Below are 22,930 nucleotides of genomic sequence, written 5' to 3'. Positions count from 1 at the left end.
AAAGGCTGCTTATAAAATTAACTCCCCTGCAGTCCTTTAACCGCAACATGCCTGCCATCAAGCGAAACCGCTCCCGCGGCAATACGTCCGACCACCCAAGGGAGCAGCTCTTGCTCCGCCGCGTGAATTCGCGGGGCAAGCGTTGCTTCCGTATCGTCATCGTGCACCGCTACTGTCCGCTGGGCAATAATCGGTCCGCTGTCCATGCCGCCGTCTACATAATGAACCGTGACCCCCGTCACCTTCACGCCGTAGTCCAGCGCCTGCCTGATCCCGTTTACGCCGGGAAAAGCCGGCAGCAGCGCCGGATGCACGTTGATCATCCGTCCATAATAGGGCTCCACAAGCACGGGTGTAATAATACGCATATACCCGGCCAGCACCACAAGCTCAATTCCGCGCCGCTGCAGCTCGTCATGGATTTCCTGCTCATAAGCTTCACGCGAAGAATAATTCCGCGGTTCAAACAGATGCGTCTGAATGCCCGCGCGCCGCGCCCGGCCTACAACCGGCGCCTGGGGCTTATCACAAACAAGAAGCTCGAGGCTTGCGCCCTCGAGCCTTCCTTGTTTGGCCGCATCCGCGAGCGCCTGGAAGTTCGTTCCCTGCCCCGAGGCAAATACGGCCATCCGCAACTCAGCCATTAGACATCCGCTCCTGTAAAGGTCACGATGCGGCTTCCTTCCGTAACGCGTCCAATGCGGTAAGCCTGCTCGCCAAGCTCATTCGCCGCACGCAGCGCTTCTTCTGCCTGATCCGCAGAGACGACCACAATCATTCCGACGCCCATATTAAACGTGGTAAACATATCGCGGTTGGTGATATTGCCTTTCTCCTGCATCAGGTTGAAGATCGGCTGGATCGGCCATGATCCGTATTCCACTTCCACATTCACGCCTTGCGGCAGCACCCGGGGAATATTCTCGATAAATCCTCCGCCGGTAATATGCGCCATGCCTTTAACGCTCACGCGTTTAATCAGCTCAAGCGCCGATTTCACATAGATTCGCGTCGGCTCAATAATAACATCGCCGAGCTTGCGTCCTTCCAGCTCCGGCAGCTCCTGGTCAAGCGAATAGCCGCTCTTCTCAAGCAGCAGCTTGCGCACCAGAGAGAACCCGTTGCTGTGGATACCGCTGGATGCCAGGCCAATTACAACATCCCCGGGCGCAATCGTCGATCCGTCGATGATTTTCTTCTTGTCGACGATACCAACGGTAAACCCGGCGATATCATATTCTTCCCCTTGGTACATGCCCGGCATTTCGGCTGTCTCGCCGCCGATCAGCGCACAGCCGGACTGCACGCAGCCATCGGCGATGCCTTTGACAATCGCTTCGATCTTCTCCGGCTCCACTTTGCCGCAGGCCAGATAATCCAGGAAGAACAGAGGCTCCGCCCCTTGAACCACAATGTCATTTACGCACATCGCGACCGCATCGATACCGATCGTATCATGCTTATCCATGGCAAAGGCGATTTTCAGCTTAGTGCCGACACCGTCGGTTCCCGAGACCAGTACCGGTTCCTCGTACTTGTCTTTATCCAGTCCGAACAGGCCTCCGAAGCCGCCAAGCTCCGTCAGGACTTCCGGGCGAAACGTTTTCTTTACATGCTTCTTCATCCGTTCGACCGCTTCGTTGCCCGCCGCAATGTCAACGCCGGCTTCTTTGTACGCTTCTGCCACCAGAGTCACTCCTTACGCTTAGTCAATTAATCCCGCTTAGGGTTAATTCCATTTATTATACATCCCGTCCATAACCAAACTTATCAAAGCCTCGTGAACCGTCAAATTCATTCATTCGCCGGTTTAGCAGCTGCAGCTTTTCTCCGAGGTTGGATCGACAGGCGTCGGATAATCATTGTCGAAGCAAGCCATGCACATGCCGCGGTTAAATTCTCCGTCATTCCCGCCCACAGCCTCAATAAAGCCTTCATGACTCAAAAAGGTAATCGAATCCGCATTGATGGCCTGCCGGATCTCCTCGACCGTTTTCTGTGAAGCGATCAGCTCCTTGCGGTCAGGCGTATCAATCCCGTAATAACAAGGATTCATAAAAGGCGGCGACGTAATCCGCACATGCACTTCTGTTGCCCCCGCTTCGCGAAGCAGGTTGACGATCCGCAGCGAGGTGGTGCCGCGCACTATGGAATCGTCGATCATGACTACTCGCTTGCCTTCGACCACCTTGCGAACAGCCGACAGCTTCATCTTGACGCCTTTCTCGCGAAGCTCCTGGGAAGGCTGGATGAACGTGCGGCCGGTATATTTATTTTTGATCAGGCCAAGCTCATACGGGATGCCGGTCTGCTCGGCGTAGCCGATCGCGGCGGAAATACTGGAATCCGGTACCCCCGTAACCACATCCGCATCGACAAAGGATTCAAGCGCCAGCTTCTGCCCCATCCGTTTGCGGGCGGAATGAAGGTTAATCCCGTTAATATCGCTGTCCGGCCGGGCAAAATAAATATATTCCATCGCGCAGGTCGCGCGGCGCTCCAGCTTCTCGAAACGATCGAAACGAATGCCGTCGCTGTCCAGTATGATCAGCTCTCCCGGCTGCACATCCCGCTCATAAACAGCTCCGCAGGTCTCCAGCGCGCAGGTCTCGGAAGCGAACACATACCCTTCGCCAAGCTTGCCCATCACCAGCGGTCGCAGTCCATGCGCATCAGATGCCACAAGCAGCTTGCCGTTAGTCATAATCAGAAAAGCGAAACCGCCGATAAGACGCTGCAGCGCATCCTTGGCAGCCGAAACAAAATCCTTGCTGGAGCGGGCAATCAGATGCGCGATCACTTCCGTATCGCTCGTTGTCTGAAAGATGGAGCCCTGCTGCTCCAATTCCTCGCGGATGGAGGGAGCATTGACAATATTGCCATTCGTCGCAACGGCCAGATCGCCGTCCCGGTATTTGAAGATAAGCGGCTGCGCATTGCCCAACTTGCTCTCACCCGCAGTCGAATACCGGACATGCCCGATGACGCGGTCCCCAGGCAGCCCGTCAAGGCGCTCCTGATTGAATACTTCCTTGACCAGCCCCATGCCGCGGTAGTAATTGAATGATCCGCCGTTCCTGGAGTCCACCGTGCACATCCCGGAGCTTTCTTCGCCTCTGTGCTGCAGGGCATGCAGGCCGTAATAGCCAAGAGACGAAGCGTCGGGGATATTGAAAGCCCCGAACACGCCGCATTCCTCGCGCAATTTATCAAAAATGTCGTCCCGTCCTATGCCCTCATTATAATGAGAGCCCGTCCACAGCTGTGAAAGCTGCATTACTTCATCAGACATGGAATCGCATCCTTCCAGACCTTCTCCAGTTGCTCAACCGGCTCATCGATGCCCGGTTTGCCATTGATGTTCAGGGTCAGTCCGCTGCCACGGACAACGCCGATTGCAGCGTTAGGTACGCCTTGCTCCGTCAGATAGGCCGTCAGTTTCGCCGCCTGCTCCGCGCTTGCGGAAAGCAGAATACGCGACTGGGTTTCGCTGAACAAGGCCACATCCGGGCGAAGGTCCGTTGTCAGGTTAACTTCAGCGCCAAGCTTGCCGCTGATGCAGGATTCCGCCAGCGCGACTGCAAGACCGCCTTCTGACAGGTCATGCGCCGAAGCGACAAGTCCCTGCTGGATGGCGCCAAGTACAGCGCCTTGCAGCTTCTTCTCGACCGCCAAATCGATCTGTGGCGGACGGCCTTCGGCTTTGCCATGCAGCACATGCTGAAGCTCACTTCCGCCAAGCTCATTCTTGGTTTCGCCAAGCAAAATGATCGAGTCGCCGGCTTGTTTGAACCCTTGCGTCGTAATATGGTCCACATCATGGATGAGACCGACCATGCCGATTACCGGAGTCGGATAAATCGCGCCTTTGGCATTCTCATTGTACAAGCTGACATTGCCGCCAATGACAGGCGTATCCAAAATCCGGCAGGCTTCCGAAATCCCGTCAGCCGCTTTCTCAATTTGCCAGAACACTTCTGGTTTCTCAGGATTGCCGAAATTCAAATTATCCGTGATGGCGAGCGGCTCAGCGCCGGAGCATACGATATTGCGCGCCGCTTCCGACACAGCAATCTGTCCGCCAACTTCAGGATCAAGGTAAACATAACGACCGTTGCAGTCTGTTGTCATGGCAAGTCCTTTGCGGGTTCCGCGGATGGTCACAACCGCCGCATCGGAGCCAGGCTGTACCGCCGTGCTGGTACGAACCATATAGTCATACTGGTTATATACCCATTCTTTGCTGGCGACAGTCGGCGAAGCCAAAACTTGCTTGAGCGCTCCCGCCAGATCCGTTACTTCCGGATAAGCCGTGGTATCCACGGACGCATTCTCTCCGTAATAAGCCGGCTCCTTTGAAGGTTTGTTGTACACCGGACATTCGTCTACGAGCGCCGTAACCGGCATGTCCGCGACTTCCTGCCCTTGATGGAATAGACGAAGGCGGCCATCATCGGTTACTTTTCCGACCTTGGCGCAAATAATGCCCCAGCGCTCGAAAATCTCTCTCGCCTGCGCTTCATGCTGCGGCTCAACGACGAACAGCATCCGTTCCTGCGATTCCGACAGCATCATTTCATAAGGGGTCATGCCGGATTCCCGCTGAGGCACCTCATCCAGGTACAGCTCCAGGCCGTTGCCAGCCTTGGATGCCATCTCGGCGCTGGAGCAGGTCAAGCCTGCCGCTCCCATGTCCTGAATACCGAGCACGATGCCTGAATCAATCAGCTCGAGCGTCGCTTCCATGACCAGCTTCTCCATGAACGGATCGCCGACCTGAACCGCGGTACGCTTCTCTTCAGACTCCTCGGACAATTCAACGGAAGCGAAGGTCGCGCCGTGAATACCGTCGCGCCCTGTAGCCGGGCCTACATAAAAGACCGGATTGCCGACGCCTTTGGCGACGCCGCGCTGGATTTTGTCATGGTCGATCAAACCGACGCACATCGCGTTAACCAGCGGATTGCCTTCATAGCTGTCGTCGAACACCACTTCTCCGCCGACCGTTGGAATACCGATGCAGTTGCCATAGCCGGCGATGCCGCTGACTACATGCTCAAACAAATATTTCGCGCGCGGATTCTCCAGCTTGCCAAAACGCAGGCTGTTCAGAATCGCAATCGGGCGGGCGCCCATGGAGAAAATATCACGGATAATGCCGCCCACGCCTGTTGCCGCGCCCTGATAAGGCTCCACTGCCGATGGATGGTTATGCGATTCAATCTTGAATACGACAGCCTGATTATCGCCAATATCGACAATCCCTGCTCCTTCGCCAGGTCCCATCAGAACGCGGGGGCCGGTAATCGGGAATTTCTTCAGAATCGGCTTGGAGTTCTTGTAGGAGCAGTGCTCGGACCACATTACGCTGAAAACGCCGATCTCGGTGTAGTTGGGTTTGCGTCCAAGAAAGCCGCAAATCAGCCCGTATTCCTCGTCCGTCACGCCGAATTGCGTATAAATCCGCTGCTCCGCAATTTGCTCCGCTGTCGGTTCTTTAGCTGTTAACTGCTGCGCCATGCTGTTCCCTCCATGCGTTCAAAATCGATGTAAACATCCGTTTGCCGTCCTCCGAACCGAGCAGCTGATCCACCGCGCGCTCCGGATGCGGCATCATGCCGACCACATTGCCGCGCAAATTTCTCACGCCTGCAATATCTTCTGTGGAACCATTCGGATTCGCTCCCGCTTTATAGCGGAATACGATCTGGTTGTTTGCTTTGAGCTGGGCGAGCGTCGCTTCGTCACAGTAATAGTTGCCTTCGCCGTGAGCGATCGGAATATCGATGATCTCGCCTTTGGAATATTGATTGGTAAACGCCGTCTCGTTGTTCACCACTTCAAGCAGTGTCGAGTGACAGCGGAATTTCATGCCGCTGTTGCGCAGCAGCGCTCCCGGAAGCAGACCGGCTTCCGTCAGGATTTGAAACCCGTTGCAAATGCCCAGAATATACTTGCCGGCATCGGCTGCTTTTTTCACTTCATTCATGACAGGGGCAAACTGCGCGATTGCGCCGCAGCGCAGGTAATCGCCATAGGAGAAACCGCCCGGCACCAGAATGGCGTCAAAGCTGGATAAATCCGTAGCCGTATGCCACACATATTCAACCTTCTGGCCGATCGAGTCCTCCACCGCCTTGAAGCAGTCAATGTCACAGTTCGATCCCGGAAAAACGAGTACCGCGAATTTCATCGTTTATCCCTCCAATTCAAAGCGGTAATCTTCGACTACCGTATTCGCCAGCAGCTTCTCGCACATGTCCTTCAAACGGGCTTCCGCTTGGGCGCGATCGTTTGTATCCAGATCAAATTCCAAATACTTGCCAATGCGTACCTTATCGACTTCTTCAAAACCCATAGAATGAAGCGCGCCTTGTACGGCGCTTCCTTGCGGATCCAGTACGTTTTGCTTAATGGTCACATAAACCTTTGCTTTCATGTGGATGATTCGCCTCCTGAACTTGTGGGTCGGCCTTAGTGTAAAAGATAGGCTGCGCATGCGGAAACGTCTTTCGATACTCGCAAGTGTTACAAGCGAAATGCCGCTTGTCACTTGTCGAGATTGCTGTTGTACCTCTGAATTTTTTTAACTTGAATACCTGGTAAATTCAGGGTACAAAGGCGAACGCTTCGCTTCTCCATACTGTTTCCGCCCGCTCCGCCCTACTCCCATTTCACACGGCCTCATTTTGTGATGCCTGGTATTACCGATCGCTTGCCATTCGCCGCTCGCGTTGATGTATAGGGTGCGGGGCATCTTTGCTTGCCCCGCGGGTATTTTAAGATTAAGTTCAAGATCAAGAATGGACCTTATTCAGTCAGATAAGAGCCTGTTAGACGATGGTAGATGTTCAGATAACGGCGCGTCGTTTCATCGACGACATGCTGCGGAAGCGGGGCAGGCTTACTGTTCTTATCCCAGTCGGAATCAAGCAGATACTTGCGGACCGGTTCCTTGTCCATGCTGTCGATTTCAGTATCGTATTCATAGCTTTCTTTAGCCCAAAATCGGGAAGCGTCGGGCGTGAAAATTTCATCGATAAGGATGATCTCGCCATCAATCAATCCGAATTCAAATTTGCAGTCGGCAAGAATAATACTCCGCTCTTCACAGTACGCGCGTGCGAATTCATACAGCCGGATACTGCGGTCGCGAAGCTCGTCGGCAAGCTCAGCGCCAATCATCTCCTGCATACGCGCAAAAGGAATATCCTCGTCGTGGCCAACGTCGTTCTTCGCCGCCGGTGTGAACAACGGCTGCTCCAGCCGTTCATTCTTGCGCAAGCCTTCGCGCAGCTCAATTCCGTTAATCGCGGACGTTTGAACATATTGTCTCCAACCGCCGCCTGTGATATAGCCGCGCACCACACATTCAATATCGATACGCTCCGCTTTGCGGGTGACCATGATCCGGTTTTTCAGAAGCTCCGGCTCCGTTATGATGTCGCCAAGCTTATACACATCGGTGTGCACCACATGGTTGTTCTGGATTGATGCCGTCTGCTCAAACCAGAAGGCGGACAGCCGATTCAGCACATTTCCCTTCTCCGGAACGGCTGGGTCCAGTACATAATCGAACGCGCTGATTCGGTCTGTTACAACGATCAGATAATGCTCGCCCAAATCATAAAGCTCCCGCACTTTTCCTTTATAAACCAGCGGAGCTTTAACGTAATCCACAGCGGTGGACAATGCAGGTGAAGTCATTGTTTATCTCTCCTTATCTACTGCAACCGTCAGCTGCCAATTCTGCAGCTCGGTTGGCAGTAATACTGCAATCGTACTGCTACCGTCAGCTGCTGGGTGCGCAGCTCGGTTGGCAGTGTTAGCTGCGATTTGTGCGGATCGGCTGGCGGTAATACTGCTGCCGTTAGCTGGCGATTTGCGCTGCCCGTTGGGAGGCGGCAGCTGCGAAACCGCACCTCCGTGATACGGTAGCATCGGGCTGCCGTTTTAGATCAGTTCGAGCCGCTTGAAGATAGTATCCACATGCTTCAGATGCCAGGTTGGATTGAACGCGTCTTCGATATCTTCGGGTCCAAGTACCGCTGTGATTTCCGGTGTAGCTTCGATAATTTCGCGGAACTGACGCTGCTCTTCCCAAGCCTGCATGGCCCGGGGCTGTACCGTGTCGTAAGCCTGTTCGCGGCTGAAGCCATTATCGATCAGCTTCGTCATTACGCGGCCGGAGAACGGCACGCCATAAGTGCGCTGCATATTGCGTTTCATATTCTCAGGGAATACGGTCAAGTTTTTGATAATGTTGCCCAGTCGATTAAGCATATAGTTCAGCAGCATCGTCGCGTCCGGTATAATAACCCGTTCGACGGAGGAGTGGCTGATGTCGCGTTCATGCCACAGCGTAACGTTCTCGTACGCGGAAATCATATGGCCGCGGATAACGCGGGCCAGGCCGGAAATATTTTCGCAGCCGATCGGATTGCGTTTATGCGGCATAGCCGAGGAGCCTTTTTGGCCTTTGGCAAATGCCTCTTCCACTTCGCGGACCTCGCTCTTCTGCAAGGCGCGGATTTCCGTCGCGAACTTGTCCAGTGAGGTGGCGATAAGCGCCAAGGTTGCCATATATTCGGCATGGCGGTCGCGCTGCAGCGTCTGCGTGGAGATCGGCGCCGGCGAGATGCCGAGTTTGCGGCAGGTGAATTCCTCTACGAAGGGATCGATATTCGCATAGGTGCCCACAGCTCCAGAGATTTTACCGAACTGCACGCCGTTTGCCGCATGGCGAAAGCGTTCCAGATTCCGTTTCATTTCCTCGTACCAAAGCGCTACCTTCAGACCGAATGTGGTCGGCTCGGCATGAACGCCGTGCGTACGCCCCATCATCGGGGTATCTTTATAAGCAACCGCTTGTCCGCGGAGGATTTCAATAAAATTCGTAATGTCGCGCTCCAATACAGTGTTGGCTTGAAGCAGCAGATAGCCCATCGCGGTATCCACGACATCCGTGGAGGTCAGACCATAATGAACCCATTTGCGCTCCGGACCGACTGTCTCGGATACCGCCCGTGTGAAGGCAATGACATCATGGCGCGTTTCCAGCTCGATTTCGTTGATCCGGTCAATATTGAAGGTTGCTCCCTTGCGGAGCGCCTCCACGTCACCGCGGGGAATAACTCCAAGCTCCACCCAGGCTTCGCAAGCGCAAAGCTCCACTTCCAGCCAGGCTTTAAATTTATTTTCCTCGGTCCAAATGGCTCTCATTTCCGGTCTGCTGTAACGTTCTAACATGAATTTCAAAACCTCCAAATGTTTGTTTCGGCGATCCAGGCAAGCGCCGTATCGACGTCTTTCGCCAACACGTTAACATGCCCCATCTTCCGTTTATGCTTGGCTTCATGCTTTCCATACAAGTGCACCTTCGGCGCGACATTCAGCCGCTCTGCGGCGTCATCAGGCCGGGCCATACGTTCCAATAGCGGCTCCATATGCTCGCCGAGCACATTGACCATGACAACCGGAGTCAATAACGCGGGATCGCCCAAGGGCAAACCGCATACCGCCCGGACATGCTGCTCGAATTGCGAGGTCCGGCAAGCCTCCATTGTGTAGTGGCCGCTATTGTGCGGCCGCGGAGCGAGCTCATTAACGAACAATTCACCTTCCGCGGTGAGAAACAGCTCTACAGCAACCAGTCCGACAACGCCGAGCCCTTCGGCTATCCGCGACGCCAGCTCCTGCGCCTTCCGGCCGACAGCCTCATCCACTCTTGCCGGAACGATTGACAGATGCAAAATGTTGTCCACATGAACATTCTCGGATATCGGGAACGTTCGGATTTCACCCTGCGGGCTTCTTGCGGCAATGACGGACAGCTCTTTGTCGAATGCGATGAATTTCTCCAAAACAAGCTCGGTCCGCGCCAGACTGAGGGTCTCGTAGGCTTCTTCCACTTCCGATTCGCTGCGGATCACCCACTGGCCTTTACCGTCGTAGCCGCCCGTTGCCGTCTTCAGCACGCATGGCAGACCGAATCTGCCCACTGCCGCTCTCAGTTCATCCACGCTTCCAATCTCGGAGTAAGGCGCGACACGCACCCCGGCCGCTTCAATCGCCCGCTTCTCGCGAAGACGGTGCTGCGTTGTATACAGCAGTTCGCTGCCTTGGGGCACATACGAGGTTTTCGCAAGCATCGCCGCTACATCTGCATCCACATTTTCGAACTCGTACGTGATCACATCAGCGCGCTGCGCAAGCTCCGCCGCTGCCGCATGGTCGTCATAGGCGGCTACGATCTGCTCGGCTACCTGGCCGCAAGGCGCATCTGGCGTGGGGTCAAGCGCAACAAACCGGTAGCCCATCGCGCTGCCTGCACCCGCCATCATACGGCCCAATTGGCCGCCCCCGAGAATTCCGATCGTTGATCCAGGCAGAATGACCTGGTGCTTCGGTGAACCGGCAGTGGCTTCTTCAAGGTTCTCCGGTCCGCATCCATCCACCCCGCAGGTGCCAAGGGCGCCTTCTAATTCCGCAAGGTCCAAAGGCTGCAATGCGGGTGGCTGCTTCTCCTGTTCACTCATAAGCTCTCACTGCTTTCCAGCACTTCACGCTGGATACGCTCACGCCTTGCCTGGACACGATCCTGCACATCCGGCTCAAACGCCCCCAGAATCTGCGCGGCCAAAAGCCCCGCATTGGTGCCGCCTGCTGGACCAATCGCAACCGTGGCGACAGGGATGCCGCCAGGCATCTGCACGATGGACAGAAGGGAATCCAGGCCGTTCAAGGTCGAAGACTTAACGGGCACGCCAATAACCGGAAGAATCGTCTTGGCAGCGACCATACCGGGCAGATGTGCGGCACCGCCAGCCCCGGCAATAATGACTTTGAGTCCCCGGGATGCGGCAGTTTCCGCATATTCGAACATGAGATCCGGCGTACGGTGCGCCGATACGACTTTTTTCTCGTAAGCGATTTGAAGTTCGTCCAGAACGTCACAGGCCAGTTTCATCGTCTCCCAATCGGACTTACTGCCCATAATGACGCCTACCTTCGCTGACATACGATTGATAACCACCTTTTATATGAAATGTACTTTCTAAAAGCCTGGAAGAAGAAAAAAAGCCCCTCAGCACTTGTTCCAATTTGGAGGAACGCTTCGGGACATGAACATCCATGAATGAAGAAATTTGTCTTTCCTTTGTGTAATTCCAACCCCCTGCACGGCCATTAAGGGCAAGAAAAGCAGCAGGGATAGGACAGGATAAAGACAACATCAGGCTGCCCCTGATAGGCGGCAACCTGCTTCTTTAATTCCGTGGGCTCATAGTCCGAAAATTATCGGTTTCCGGGTAGGTACTCTTGGGCCATATTCCCAAGGATATACGAGTCTTCATCATTAATCGACAAATCACTTTCAAACCTCTTCTAGTGTAACAATCCCATGTCAGATTGTCAACGTAAAAACACGAACATTAAACTTCAATTGAACTAAATAGTTCGTATTTAACCCATAAAGACCGATTGGTTTTAAGGCCATTCTTCACCCCGATGACACTCATCTGTTCCCGAGTCAATTACAGAACGAACAGCACCGATAAAATGAGCCTCATCAGGAAACACCAGCTGCCTGCGCGAACCGGAAACGGGCAAAAAAAAAAGAAGACAGCGCCGGTCCAGCGTTGTCTTCCTTTTTTGCTCCCCTTTAGCCTGCGCTACCGAAGAAAGCATAGCGGGCAATAATAAGGATCGCTAAAACCCACATCAGCCAGTGGACTTTGTATTTGCTTTCACCTTTGCCGGACAGGTTGGCTACCGTCGCAAGCAGCACATACGAAACGATACCGAACGAAACCCCGTTTGCGATGTTGTAGGTAAAAGGCATCATCGCAATGGTCAGGAATGCCGGGATGGCATAGACCATATCCTTGAAGTCGATATCCTTCACAGACTGCACCATCAGCACTCCGACAATGATCAGCGCTGCCGCTGTTGCCGAGCCTGGAATGAGCGAGATAATCGGCCACAGGAACAACGCAACCAGGAAACCAACGCCGGTCGTTACGGCCGTAAGGCCTGTCCGTCCGCCTTGGGCAATCCCTGCGGAACTTTCGACAAAGGCTGTTACCGTGCTTGTTCCAAGCATTGCGCCGCCGCTTACGCCGATTGCATCGACGAACATCGCTTTACCGACGCGCTTCTTGCCTTCTACCGGATCTTTCATAATGCCTGCGCGGTTCGCCGTACCCACAAGCGTTCCGAAAGTGTCAAACAATTCTACAAACGTAAAGGTGGCGATAACGGAAATCAAACCGGTTTCCCATACGCCTGCGAAGTCAAAATTCCAGAAATTCAGTTCGCTGAAGTTCGGTGCCCACGATTGTCCTTCAAGCGTTGCACTCACGTTCACATCGCCGGTAATGATTGCGATGAGCGTGGTGGCCAGGATTCCCCACAGGATCGCTCCCGGGACGCGAAGGACCATCATTACGGCGATCAGAGCAAGACCAATCAGCGTCAAGTATACGACTGGATTTCCCAGGTTCCCCATATGAATGACCGTTTCGAAGCTGAGAACGTCCGTGAATACGCCTTTTGGAATATCCGTAACCGCATTCTCGACACCGATTGTCAGAAGTCCGCTGTTCTTGAGCCCGATGATGGTAATAAACAACCCGATTCCGACCGTAATCGCATGCTTGAGGCTGTCGGGAACAGCAGTGATCAGCATTTGCCGGATTTGCGTCAGCGTCAGCAGGAGAAAAATAAGACCGGAGATGAATACGGCCGTAAGGGCCATTTCCGGGGTGATCGGCGAGTCCGTAGCTGCGGATGCCAGTACCACGGTTGCAAAATAAGCATTGAGTCCCATCCCTGGAGCCAGAGCGACCGGGAAATTGACAAACAAGCCCATCGCAATCGTAAAAATACCGCCCGCAAGCGCTGTGGCCAGGAAAACGGAATAAGCATTAAGCCCTGCTCCGCCGAGAATTCCCGGGTTGACAGCCAAAATATAAGCCATCGTCATGAAAGTCGTGAGGCCTGCCATAATCTCTGTCCGTACATTTGTTCCGTTTTCCTTCAGACGAAAGAAACCATCCATTTTTTAATAACCCTCCCCAAAAAATGTGTGCAGAACAGCAAGAAACCTGAAAAAATATGCCTTTGATCGGCATGTTCTCCCAGGTTCCGCGCAAAACAGGAAAAAAGGACTTACGGGCTGTCCCATTGAGACAACGCCGCGTAGTTTAGGCAAGGTGGACCGATAACCTTGCTTCCTCTTCCTGCTTTTCGTAGCCAGATCATTTACGGTGACCTCGTAGAGACTCCCAGGCCGATTCCTGAGATTATACGAAAATGTATGCAGTTCTCCATTATTCTATAGAGGGTGGGACAAACCTGTCAACAAGAAATGATAAACAACATTTTACAGGATTGCCTGTCCGCCGTTTAACCGAGCGGTGAAGTCCCTGCGAGGCCAACCCTCTTTGATTCAGGTTATTAAATGAAAAAACAGCCTGTCTCCCTAAGGAGAAGGCTGCATGATTATATCTTATTCCCACTCAATCGTCGCTGGCGGCTTCGATGTGATATCGTAGACGATACGGTTAACGTTATCAACTTCGTTGACGATACGTACCGAGATCTTCTCAAGCACATCCCAGGGGATGCGGGCCCAATCGGCTGTCATGCCATCAATGGAGGTAACGGCGCGGATGCCTACGGTATAGGAATACGTACGCATATCGCCCATAACGCCAACGCTCTTCATATTCGGCAATGCCGTAAAATACTGCCAAATCTCGCGGTCCAGACCCGCCTTGGCGATTTCATCGCGGAGGATCGCATCGGATTCGCGCACGATCGTCAGCTTCTCTTCCGTTACCTCGCCAAGCACGCGGATCGCAAGGCCTGGTCCCGGGAACGGCTGGCGCCATACGATTGCATCCGGCAGGCCGCATTCTTCGCCTACTTTGCGCACTTCGTCCTTGAACAGCGCCTTCAGCGGCTCGACCAGCTTGAATTTGATATCTTCCGGCAGGCCGCCGACATTATGATGCGATTTAATGGTTTGGGCCGTCGCCGTACCGCTCTCCACAATATCCGTATAGAGCGTGCCTTGTGCAAGAAATTCAAAATTCTCGAATTTATCGGATTCCTCCTGGAACACATAAATGAACTCGTTGCCGATGATTTTGCGTTTCCGCTCCGGATCGTCAACGCCCGCCAGCTTGCCGAGGAAACGTTCACGGGCATCGATTTTGACAACCTTCATATCGAATTTGCCCACGAAGGTCTCCATGACGCCGTCCGCTTCGCCTTTGCGCAGCAGCCCGTGATCGATGAACATACACGTCAGCTGATCGCCAATCGCCTTATGCAGCAGAATCGCCACTACCGAGGAATCGACGCCACCTGATAAGGCGCACAGCACCTTGCCGGTGCCCACTTGGGCGCGAATATCGCGGATCGTATCCTCAATAAAGGTTTCCATGCTCCATGTGCCTTCACATTCGCAGACGTTATAAAGGAAGTTGCGGATCATTTCATTGCCGTAAACAGAGTGGCGGACTTCCGGATGGAACTGAACCGCAAACAGCTTGCGCTCCGCGTTGCTCATCGCTGCGATGGGAGCATGCTCCGTACTGGCATCCACGCGGAAGCCTTCAGGCAGCTGCACGACATGGTCGCCGTGGCTCATCCATACCGTTTGCCGGCTTTCGAGACCCTGGATCAGGCCGGCATCCATCACAAAATCCACATCGGCTTTGCCGTACTCGCGTTTGCCCGCGCGTTCAACCTTGCCGTTCAGTTGATGGGACATCAGCTGCATGCCGTAGCAGATGCCGAAGATCGGCAGCCCCAGCTCATAAATGGCGGGGTCCACAAGCGGTGATTTTTCCTCATAGACACTGGCCGGTCCTCCCGAGAACACGATGCCTTTCGGCTGCAGTTCGCGGATCCGCTCCACCGGTGTGTTATAAGGGAGCAGTTCGCTGTAAACGCCCAGATCCCGAATACGCCTTGCGATTAACTGGTTGTATTGTCCCCCGAAATCGAGAACAATGATCATTTCATTTGGCTTGTCCATTGCCGAGCCTCCTATAGGATGTATTGCTATACTTCAGATATCTGATCCTGCGGGCCAAAAAAACATCCCGCTTCGGAAGCATATACGGGAAAATCAATTGTGATCATTATATATAACGTCGTTTGGGACAGTCAAGGCGTGGGGCAGGCGATTCCCCCGGCACCTCATGGAAATGGAACGGGAACGCCTGCCTCCGGGCGGCTTCCGGAACACGCTGTCCTTTTTTTATTGCCTGATTATCCTTCCAAGGCATCCAATCGCGCAAAGCGCTCCCTCTGCTGATGGACAACGCGAGCCAGCTTGTTTCTGAGCGTCGTCAACCAGATAGGTTCACCATTATGCTCCTCCACGTCCAGTACCTGGAGCAGCTCCGCAAAGCAGTAGATCTGATCCATCCTCCTGAACCATTCCAGCTCTTTCAGCAGCTCAGGATCGAGTCTCTTCTCGGACTCATAGCCGGCGAGGAACGCTTGCACACCCGGATGCCGGAGGTCAAGATCGTCCTCGTTCTCGGATAACCCGCCCAGCGCATTGGCAATATCCGCTGCATACCAGTGCCGGCAGCAATCATCGAAGTCCAAAATTCCGATGGCAGTACCATCCCAGCGGTAATTGTCCGGCTCCAAATCATAATGGACAAGGCCATATTGGTCATTGCCGTCAGGAAGCTGCCGGGCCCAGGCCGTTACACGGGCCAGCTCTCGCAAGGCTGCTTGTTCATGAGGGGGCAGGTTGACTGCCGCGGCATTCATGCGGTCTTCCCAACCGGGACGGTTATCCCGCAGGGATTCCGGCATCTTGTGAAAGCCGGCATGCAGCCGTCCGACAGCGCAGCCCCACATCCGGAAATGCGTTTCATCCATTTCGCTGATGTCGGGATGCTCACCCGGCAGCGCTTCAAAAACAACCGCATGGTACATGCCGATGGCAGTCGATGCCGTCTCGACAAAGTTGCCGTTTATGGAGAGTACGGGCTGGGCAATCCGCAGAGACCCATTGTCCAGATGCCGCAATATGGCGATTTCGGATTCAATCTGCTCGACAGAGCGCTCCCCGTCTTCATTAAACCGCAAATAATGAAGCACGCCGCCCCGGCGGCAAACAAATACAAAATTAGCGCTGTTTCGCAGACAGAGCACCGTTCCAGGATCGCAGTTCCATGGCTCGGCGATTTGCTCGGCTACCGGGCTCCACCATTGATCATTGACCGTATCCATTACAGCTTTCATTGTGCTTAATTTCATCATCTTCAGCAAAACCTCCATCAGGAAAGTGTTGCTGCCGTCACTTCTGCGTACGGATTTAATGACAAGGCGAATAGGCGCTCAACCTGGTTATCCTTGGGGCTGGATTGTCAAAGGGCTCGCAATATAAGCGATTCGCGGCGCGTGAAATGTCACGTTTCATGATGGAGGGCAAAACATATACTGGTGCATGATAGGGTACTGAGCGGCAAACGCAGCCCTTAATGCGGCTTCGGGAAGAGAAGGCTTTGGCTTTAACAGCGATACAAGCCATGAAGCGTGGGCAAACTCAGGGGCAAGGCTGTTTTCGTTAAGAAAAGCTCCTCTCGCTCTCGCCCCCCCCTCGTTATTCGATCCAGCCTCACAACAGGTCCATAATTCCCCCATCTTGTTGCTGCAGCAAGGAAAATCCTGCTTGCATTCGCTTTTCCACGGATTTCTGTCTGTAAGAAGGAAATGCCTTGCTGGAGTGCTATCGGGGCTGCCTCTTCATGAATTCCGCCTCTGCAACAAGGAAAATCCCGCTTGCATGCGCTCCCTTTCCGGTTTCCCGTCTGTATGAAGGAAATTCCTTGCTGGAGCCGACACACCCTCCGCGGTCCCGCCCCCTCCATGTTGTGCCAGTACTCCCCCTATTCCACCAAACATCCCCCGTGGACTTATCAAAGATAATATCCTGTATAACCAGTAGAGAAGGCTATAGCCGTCCTAAGGAAGGTGATACGCGCTTTTTTTCCAATAATATAAACATCGTGTAAGCCGGAAAACTTATACGTGCTCATATTAAAAGCCCGGGCGATTATCGCCCGGGCTCAACTATTCTTCGCATCACAAAAGCTCCGACCGTAGAAGTGAGAGGCAACAAAGGGTACATCCATGTAAACTCAGGCTGGCTGCATTCATCATTACGGGTTCTCACTCCCTTCATAAATAGATATTTCCAGTATACGCCTTGAGGCTTGCGTGTCAATAAATTCCTTATTGCGAGGCATTTTCCAGCCACGGCTGTGAAACATTTGGCGCTCTCATGGCTTCTGCGGCTTGGCGGCTGATTCCGGAGCCAGTCTTCGCTGCAGCCCCTCTTGCGCCTGTATGGCTTTAACGAGCGAACCTTGCTGCACAATGCTGATCAGCTGCTCAAGCTGGTCCACAGAAGGCGGCTTTATCCAGTCGTCGTTATACCTGGCCTCTTCATCCCAAGAAACGAAATCGGCGACTAGCCGCGCCTCTTCCGAATGCGGCGGCAGATTCAGCGCCGCCGCATACTCGCGTGCCGTGCGGCCGGCTTCTCTGGCGCCGCAGCCGGCCTGCAGCTCGCGCCAGCAGGCGTCCGCGAGCGCGAGGAAATACGCGCGGGCCGCTATGCGCCGGCCCGCTTCCTGCGCGCGGCCGTACTTGCGCAGCGCGGCGGCCAGCGCATAGCGTTCGCGCCTGCGCCACGCCGCCGCCAGCACCGCGGCAGCGGCAATGGCGCCAGCGGCCAGCGCGGCTGTGGCCCATAGCCGCCCCGCCGCTGCGCTGCGGACCGCTTGCGCGAGGGCAGCCGCCTCGCGCGCCGCGGTATCGGCGGCCCGCATCGCGGCCGCCTGCAGCTGTGCTGCCGCGCGCATGACGCGGCCGGGTGCGCGCGCGCCGCTGTCCGCTGCGGCGGCTTCGCCTGCCGTCGCGGTCATGCCCTGCTTCAGGGCAGCTGCAGAATCGGCCGCCGCTGCCCCTCCGCCCCCGGGGCCGGGTTCGCCCGCCGGCCCCGTGAAACCCGGGGTCGGCTCAAAAGCCACCCAGCCGACCCCCGGGAAGTAGACCTCCACCCAAGCGTGCGCATCGCTCGCAAGTACGGTGTAGCTCTTCAGCTGCGCACCGGTTCCACTCTCGATGCCAGCTGCCGCTGCATCCCCGTTTCCGCCGTGATTACCGCTTCCTGCTCCAGCCGAATTTCCCGTACCAATCCCCTCCGCGCCAGCAGCCCCGCCGTCCGCTTCCCGCTCTGCCTGCTCATCCGCCCTCTGCCCCGCCTCCAATTCCTGCTCTGAAGAGGCGGCAAAACCTTTCACATAACGCGCGGGGATGCCCTGCGTGCGCAGGAGCACCGCCATCGCCGTAGCAAAATGAACGCAGTATCCCTGCTTTTGTTCAAACAGGAAATGATCGACGAAATCCTCTCCTGCGGGGGGAGTCTTCGTATCTTGCAGGGTATAACGGTAATGACTGCGCAAATACGCCTCGACTGCCTGGACAATCTCATATCTTTCGCCGTCGGCTGTAGCTGCGATCCTACCTGCCAGTTCGCCGACGCGCGCGGGCAGGGATGCCGGCAGCTGTGTATAGTCGCGCACAATATCCTCCGGGTCAAGCAGGACGGATCCACTGGCCCCTGCCGATTCGGCCCGTAAATTCGGCAGCTTCGTTTCCACGGTATATTGGCCGATCCGCTGATTGTCCGTTTCAGGGTAAAGAGCCCCGGCAGCCTCGTCTGCCCGGTAACCCCGAGCCGCCGGCGCATCAGACCCAACTGGCTGCAGCGAGATTACTCTGGCGTCGGCGCCTGCGCTGAACAGCGGCCAGCCCGGGGAAGGATATAAGGCGGTGACCGTCTGACGCAGCACCGGGCCGCTGTCTTCAGCGCCATCATCTGTTATACCGGCAGCCCGGACAGCGCTGCCAGCAGCCGCAATCAGAGGGAGAGGCAGCCATTCCAGCCGCTCCCTGCTTTGCGTCCAGCCCTGACCCTCATAGGTATCCTTGCTTTCTCCACGCAAATAAGCGCTCCGGGTCGCGAGCACCTTAAACAGCTCCGTGCGATCCGGACGGATCGACTCGCCCAGGTAGCGGTCGTCGAAGCTATATCCGGTCAGCCCGCTTCCACCTAGCCCCGAGCCTGCCTCCGGGGTTCCTTCTTCCCGGCTGTTCATGGCTGTCTCCGTATTCCTGTCAAGCAGCCGGTTTGTTCCCCAATCTATGGCATCCACCGCCCAAGGTGCCTGCTTGTCGGATGGCTCGGCCCGGTAAGCGGTCCACAATCCGCCGGCCATCAGCAGAACGACTGCCCAGGCAGCAGCGCTCCACCAGCCGGACGGCCAGCCTGCCAGCTGCCTTCCCCGCCCTTTAAAGCTGTCGATGGGGCCAAGCAGCCGCTCCACCCGCGGTACGGTCAGCAGCATCCCCAGCACCAGACCCTCCACACTGGTGCGAATCAGCCCTGGCAGGACGTCAATGCCGAATATTGCGGATAAAGCCAGCAAATACATTCCCGTCAGCAGCGCAAGTCCTGGTCCCCATTGACGCAGCCAGACGAGGGACTGGATCGCGGCCGCCATCATGCCGATCCCCGTGATCAGCATCAGGGTGCGCGTTTCGCCGCTAAGGCTCAGCGTCCCTTCAAGCACCCCGGCCGCATCGTCCCGCAGCGCCGCAACAAGCTGAACGAAAGCATCTGCCAGCGATGGCGTCTGGACGCCGAACAGCAGCAGAACGGTCACCAGGCATACCGCCGAGTTCAGCAGCAGGGAAATCCAAAGAGGCGGCACCAAAAGTCCCACTGCCAAAAAACAGCCGATCGCCGCAATAACCGGACTGATCCGGTAAAGCTCGGTATAGGCCGTCAACTGCCTCAGCGGAAGCAGCCACTCCGTGAACAGACCAAACAACAGCAGGCTGGTCACCAGTCTGCGCGGGCCGCCGGCAAAAAAACCGGCCTCCTTCGCGGCATCCCCCTTGCTGTCTATGCGATTGGCAGATGAATCAGATCCGGGTACCGGCATCGTCAATTCCCCCTTCCCGGATTTCGGGCAGCTTCCGGTATTCTGGCGGAAGCGGCAGCAGTACAGCCCGGCAGCCGCTTTGAATCAGCTTTGCCTGCTGCTGCAGCTCATGGTCTGGCGCAATGCTCGTCGCTGATGCGAGCAGCACCGTTAATCTCCCCCGGCGGGCGGCGGCAAGCCGGGCAGCATAGGCCGCCCAGGACGTTTCTTCCCCATTATCCGTAGCGCTGCCACCGGGACCGGCTGTGCCGGATTCAGCCGCTTTTCCGCGTCTGCCATAGGCTCGGGCAGCCGCCGTTCTGTCTGCAAGCTTCGCACCGCGATTAGCCGGAGCAGCGCTCCCATTCAGACTCTTGCTCCGATCAGCAGCGGTGATACAGACAACGCCAGATCCCCGGGGGACCTTGGACATTATGCCCGCAAGCTGTCCTGCAAGCGGCTTTCTGCCATCCGGCCGCATGCCAAGCAGCTGTTCTTCTGCCGCCTGCAGTCTCTTCCGGTTCTGGGCAGGAACATGGATCGCCACCGTGTCTTGACCGGTGAATAACAAGGTTACGCTGTTGCCTTCATAGACCGCATGGCGCATCGCCAGCGACGCCCGTCCGCAGTTGGCGTCAAACAAGCGCCCATCACCCGCATAAGCGCCCGCGCAGCCATCAAGAATAACGATAAGTCCGCTGGGGACATCATTCTCATCCAGCCGCGTTTGCATGCCAAGGCCTCTTGCCATGGCACGCCAATCAATACGCCACAGCGGATCGCCGGGAATATAACCGCGCGATACTGCCCCCGACCCGGAGCGTGCCCGGACAGCGCTTCCGGTTTTCCCCGCCGAGTCTGCCGGACGGTGCTGATTAGCCATTCTCCCCTCAAGCGATACCGGCATGCTCCCGATCTTCTCTCCCTGAGGCGCTTCCGCTTTCACCTTTACTCCTCCTTGCACAGGGAGCGTAAAGCTGCGTACATTAACACCAAGCAAATCTCCTGCGCTGATTTGTACCGGGAGAAATTTCCATTCACCCCTCTGCAGTCCACTGATGGAATAAGTGAACGTATGGCTGCGCCTGAACCAGGGAATTTCCATTATCCGCCGTTTCACCGATGTCTGGCTATCGCTTTTGTTTACGCCGGATATATTCAACAGTTCCTCGGATACCGTGATCCACATCAGCGGCAGCGGTTTTGAAGTATTCACGGTCAGTTTTATCTGTATTGCGCCACCGTCGACAAGAGGGCCGTCCTCCTGAATGTGCCGCACCGCCGTTATACGGCCAATAGCAGCATAGGGAAGGATAAGGCACCAGACAGCAACAGCACCCATCACACAAACCAGCAGCCACTCAGCAGAGCTGCTCCGGGACTGCAGGGCAAGCAGGCAGAGCAGCGGCAGCATCAAGAGCATCACCCGTGCAACAGGGCGTGCACCCGGTTTGACAGCGTGATGCTCGTCTCCGTTTCGAGCTTCCGGAGGCCGCTTCACATTCCGCTGCGAGCCGCTGCCCAGTCCCGATTCTCCCGGCTGGATATCCCAGACCCCGGCTTCATCCGGGACACCGGAACCTGCACCTGCCCGGTTCATCCGTTTCGGCCTCCTTGCGAGGTGGGAGCCGGGACAGCGGCCTCATCCAGAATCCGTGACAGCAGGCTGGCAGCGGAATGTCCTTGCGCCAGCGCCTCATCCTTTACAATAAGCCGATGGGCGAGGACAGGTCCGGCAGTCGCTTTAATATCCTCCGGTATGACAAAACGCCGCCCCGCCACATAAGCTGTCGCACGCGCGGCACGCATCCAGTCGCGGGTTGCCCGGGGACTTGCTCCCAGCAGCAGCTCCGGTGTGGATCTTGTGGCATGAATGACCATCACCGCATAGGTCAGCAATGCGGTGTGGATATGAACGGATTGCGCATCCTTCTGCATGCGCAGCCATTCTTCCGGAATAATAACCGGTCTGAGCTCCTCTGCCTGCAGCTTTCCTTCTCCGCATTCCAGCATGAACAGCTCGTCTTCCGCAGACGGATAACCGACCGACAGCCTCATCATGAACCGGTCCAACTGCGCTTCCGGAAGCGGATAGGTGCCATCATCACCAAGCGGATTCTGCGTCGCCAGCAGCATAAACGGCTTTGGCAGCCGCATGGTTTCCCCATCGGCCGTCACGCTGCGTTCCTCCATCGCTTCAAGCAGCGCCGATTGGGTACGGGGCGGCGTGCGGTTGATTTCATCGGCCAGCACGATATTGGCCATCAGCGGCCCCCGCCGGAAAACAAGCTCTCCGCGTTTCCCATCCCATACCATACCCCCTACCACGTCAGCAGGCATCATATCGGAGGTGAACTGAATCCGGCGGAAATCCCCGCCCATGACACGCGCCAGCGCCTTGACGAGCAAAGTCTTGCCAACGCCAGGCACATCCTCCAGAAGGATATGGCCTCCGGCAAGCAGTGCTGCCATCACTTGCACGACAACCTCGTTCTTGCCAACAAACACACTGTTGATTCTCGTTATCATCAGTCTCAGAAGGCCGCTTGCGGTCTCCGGCCAGCTCTGTGCATCACCGGGGGACTGGAATACAGAAGTATTCTGCTCATGGGTCGTTTGATTGGGAATCATCACCGATCACGTTCCTTTCATCGCTTTATCGCCGCGATTTGTCTAGTAACTATCATTTCCACATCCTCTCCTGTTTAATCTCATAGTTTGCGAGGGCAGCATAAACTTCATAGCTATCCCCACCGCTCCTTATGCAAAAGGAGCAGCTGTACCAAGACCGCAGACAGAGCAAAAAATCAGACCGCGGTCCATAGGGATTTCAGCCCCCGGCCCATCACGTTCTGCTTGGCCCTTCCCTTAAGATGAGAGTAATCATACTCAAACGGAAA

Annotated in this window: 17 protein-coding genes and 2 riboswitches; all 17 genes read right to left on the bottom strand. The window is 55.6% G+C overall.

Annotated features, from left to right (window positions below):
• Positions 1-17: 17 nt before the first annotated feature.
• Positions 18-644, bottom strand: coding sequence for a phosphoribosylglycinamide formyltransferase (gene purN / locus IEY46_RS26170; RefSeq protein WP_188996756.1), 627 nt, complete (start codon positions 642-644; stop codon positions 18-20).
• Positions 644-1,687 carry a phosphoribosylformylglycinamidine cyclo-ligase gene (gene purM, locus IEY46_RS26165; protein WP_188996754.1) on the bottom strand — a complete coding sequence of 348 codons (1,044 nt, stop codon included), beginning with the start codon at positions 1,685-1,687 and terminating at the stop codon, positions 644-646. Before purM ends, purN begins: the two co-directional genes overlap by 1 nt.
• A gap of 123 nt (positions 1,688-1,810) precedes the next feature.
• Positions 1,811-3,292, bottom strand: a complete 1,482-nt coding sequence (gene purF, locus IEY46_RS26160; protein ID WP_188996752.1) for an amidophosphoribosyltransferase — start codon at positions 3,290-3,292, stop codon at positions 1,811-1,813.
• Positions 3,277-5,520: a phosphoribosylformylglycinamidine synthase subunit PurL gene (purL, locus tag IEY46_RS26155; RefSeq protein ID WP_188996750.1), complete on the bottom strand. Its 2,244-nt coding sequence runs from the start codon at positions 5,518-5,520 to the stop codon at positions 3,277-3,279. The genes purF and purL overlap by 16 nt, the downstream gene beginning before the upstream one ends.
• Positions 5,498-6,193, bottom strand: coding sequence for a phosphoribosylformylglycinamidine synthase subunit PurQ (gene purQ / locus IEY46_RS26150; protein WP_188996748.1), 696 nt, complete (start codon positions 6,191-6,193; stop codon positions 5,498-5,500). Before purQ ends, purL begins: the two co-directional genes overlap by 23 nt.
• A gap of 3 nt (positions 6,194-6,196) precedes the next feature.
• On the bottom strand, positions 6,197-6,439 hold the full coding sequence (gene purS / locus IEY46_RS26145; protein ID WP_188996746.1) for a phosphoribosylformylglycinamidine synthase subunit PurS: 243 nt from the start codon (positions 6,437-6,439) through the stop codon (positions 6,197-6,199).
• 371 nt (positions 6,440-6,810) lie between these two features.
• Positions 6,811-7,707 (bottom strand): phosphoribosylaminoimidazolesuccinocarboxamide synthase, encoded by an 897-nt coding sequence (locus IEY46_RS26140; RefSeq protein ID WP_188996744.1) that lies wholly within the window; start codon positions 7,705-7,707, stop codon positions 6,811-6,813.
• Between the two features lie 3 nt (positions 7,708-7,710).
• On the bottom strand, positions 7,711-7,941 hold the full coding sequence (locus tag IEY46_RS26135; protein WP_188996742.1) for a hypothetical protein: 231 nt from the start codon (positions 7,939-7,941) through the stop codon (positions 7,711-7,713).
• A gap of 12 nt (positions 7,942-7,953) precedes the next feature.
• The gene (gene purB, locus IEY46_RS26130) at positions 7,954-9,249 is read right to left on the bottom strand and encodes an adenylosuccinate lyase (protein WP_188996740.1); all 1,296 of its coding nucleotides are present in this window, start codon (positions 9,247-9,249) and stop codon (positions 7,954-7,956) included.
• 5 nt (positions 9,250-9,254) lie between these two features.
• Positions 9,255-10,538 (bottom strand): 5-(carboxyamino)imidazole ribonucleotide synthase, encoded by a 1,284-nt coding sequence (purK, locus tag IEY46_RS26125; RefSeq protein ID WP_188996738.1) that lies wholly within the window; start codon positions 10,536-10,538, stop codon positions 9,255-9,257.
• The gene (gene purE / locus IEY46_RS26120) at positions 10,535-11,020 is read right to left on the bottom strand and encodes a 5-(carboxyamino)imidazole ribonucleotide mutase (RefSeq protein WP_188996736.1); all 486 of its coding nucleotides are present in this window, start codon (positions 11,018-11,020) and stop codon (positions 10,535-10,537) included. The genes purK and purE overlap by 4 nt, the downstream gene beginning before the upstream one ends.
• A gap of 244 nt (positions 11,021-11,264) precedes the next feature.
• Positions 11,265-11,366: riboswitch (purine riboswitch) on the bottom strand.
• 296 nt (positions 11,367-11,662) lie between these two features.
• A complete protein-coding gene (locus tag IEY46_RS26115) occupies positions 11,663-13,060 on the bottom strand; it encodes an NCS2 family permease (RefSeq protein WP_188996734.1) in 1,398 nt (465 codons plus the stop codon).
• A 171-nt stretch (positions 13,061-13,231) separates the two neighbouring features.
• A riboswitch (purine riboswitch) is annotated at positions 13,232-13,332 on the bottom strand.
• A gap of 178 nt (positions 13,333-13,510) precedes the next feature.
• Positions 13,511-15,049: a glutamine-hydrolyzing GMP synthase gene (guaA, locus tag IEY46_RS26110; RefSeq protein WP_188996732.1), complete on the bottom strand. Its 1,539-nt coding sequence runs from the start codon at positions 15,047-15,049 to the stop codon at positions 13,511-13,513.
• A 236-nt stretch (positions 15,050-15,285) separates the two neighbouring features.
• Complete coding sequence (locus IEY46_RS26105; protein ID WP_188996730.1) at positions 15,286-16,296, bottom strand: phosphotransferase enzyme family protein; 1,011 nt, start codon at positions 16,294-16,296, stop codon at positions 15,286-15,288.
• 1,022 nt (positions 16,297-17,318) lie between these two features.
• On the bottom strand, positions 17,319-20,051 hold the full coding sequence (locus IEY46_RS26100) for a transglutaminase domain-containing protein (protein WP_188996728.1): 2,733 nt from the start codon (positions 20,049-20,051) through the stop codon (positions 17,319-17,321).
• Positions 20,032-21,630: a DUF58 domain-containing protein gene (locus tag IEY46_RS26095; RefSeq protein WP_188996726.1), complete on the bottom strand. Its 1,599-nt coding sequence runs from the start codon at positions 21,628-21,630 to the stop codon at positions 20,032-20,034. The genes IEY46_RS26100 and IEY46_RS26095 overlap by 20 nt, the downstream gene beginning before the upstream one ends.
• On the bottom strand, positions 21,627-22,661 hold the full coding sequence (locus IEY46_RS26090; RefSeq protein ID WP_188996724.1) for an AAA family ATPase: 1,035 nt from the start codon (positions 22,659-22,661) through the stop codon (positions 21,627-21,629). The genes IEY46_RS26095 and IEY46_RS26090 overlap by 4 nt, the downstream gene beginning before the upstream one ends.
• Positions 22,662-22,930 lie beyond the last annotated feature (269 nt).

The sequence above is a fragment of the Paenibacillus nasutitermitis genome (assembly GCF_014641075.1).
GTDB classification, from domain to species: Bacteria; Bacillota; Bacilli; order Paenibacillales; family Paenibacillaceae; genus Paenibacillus_Z; species Paenibacillus_Z nasutitermitis.
Note: the sequence above shows the minus strand (reverse complement) of the source record. Positions and strands in the feature narration are given on the sequence as shown.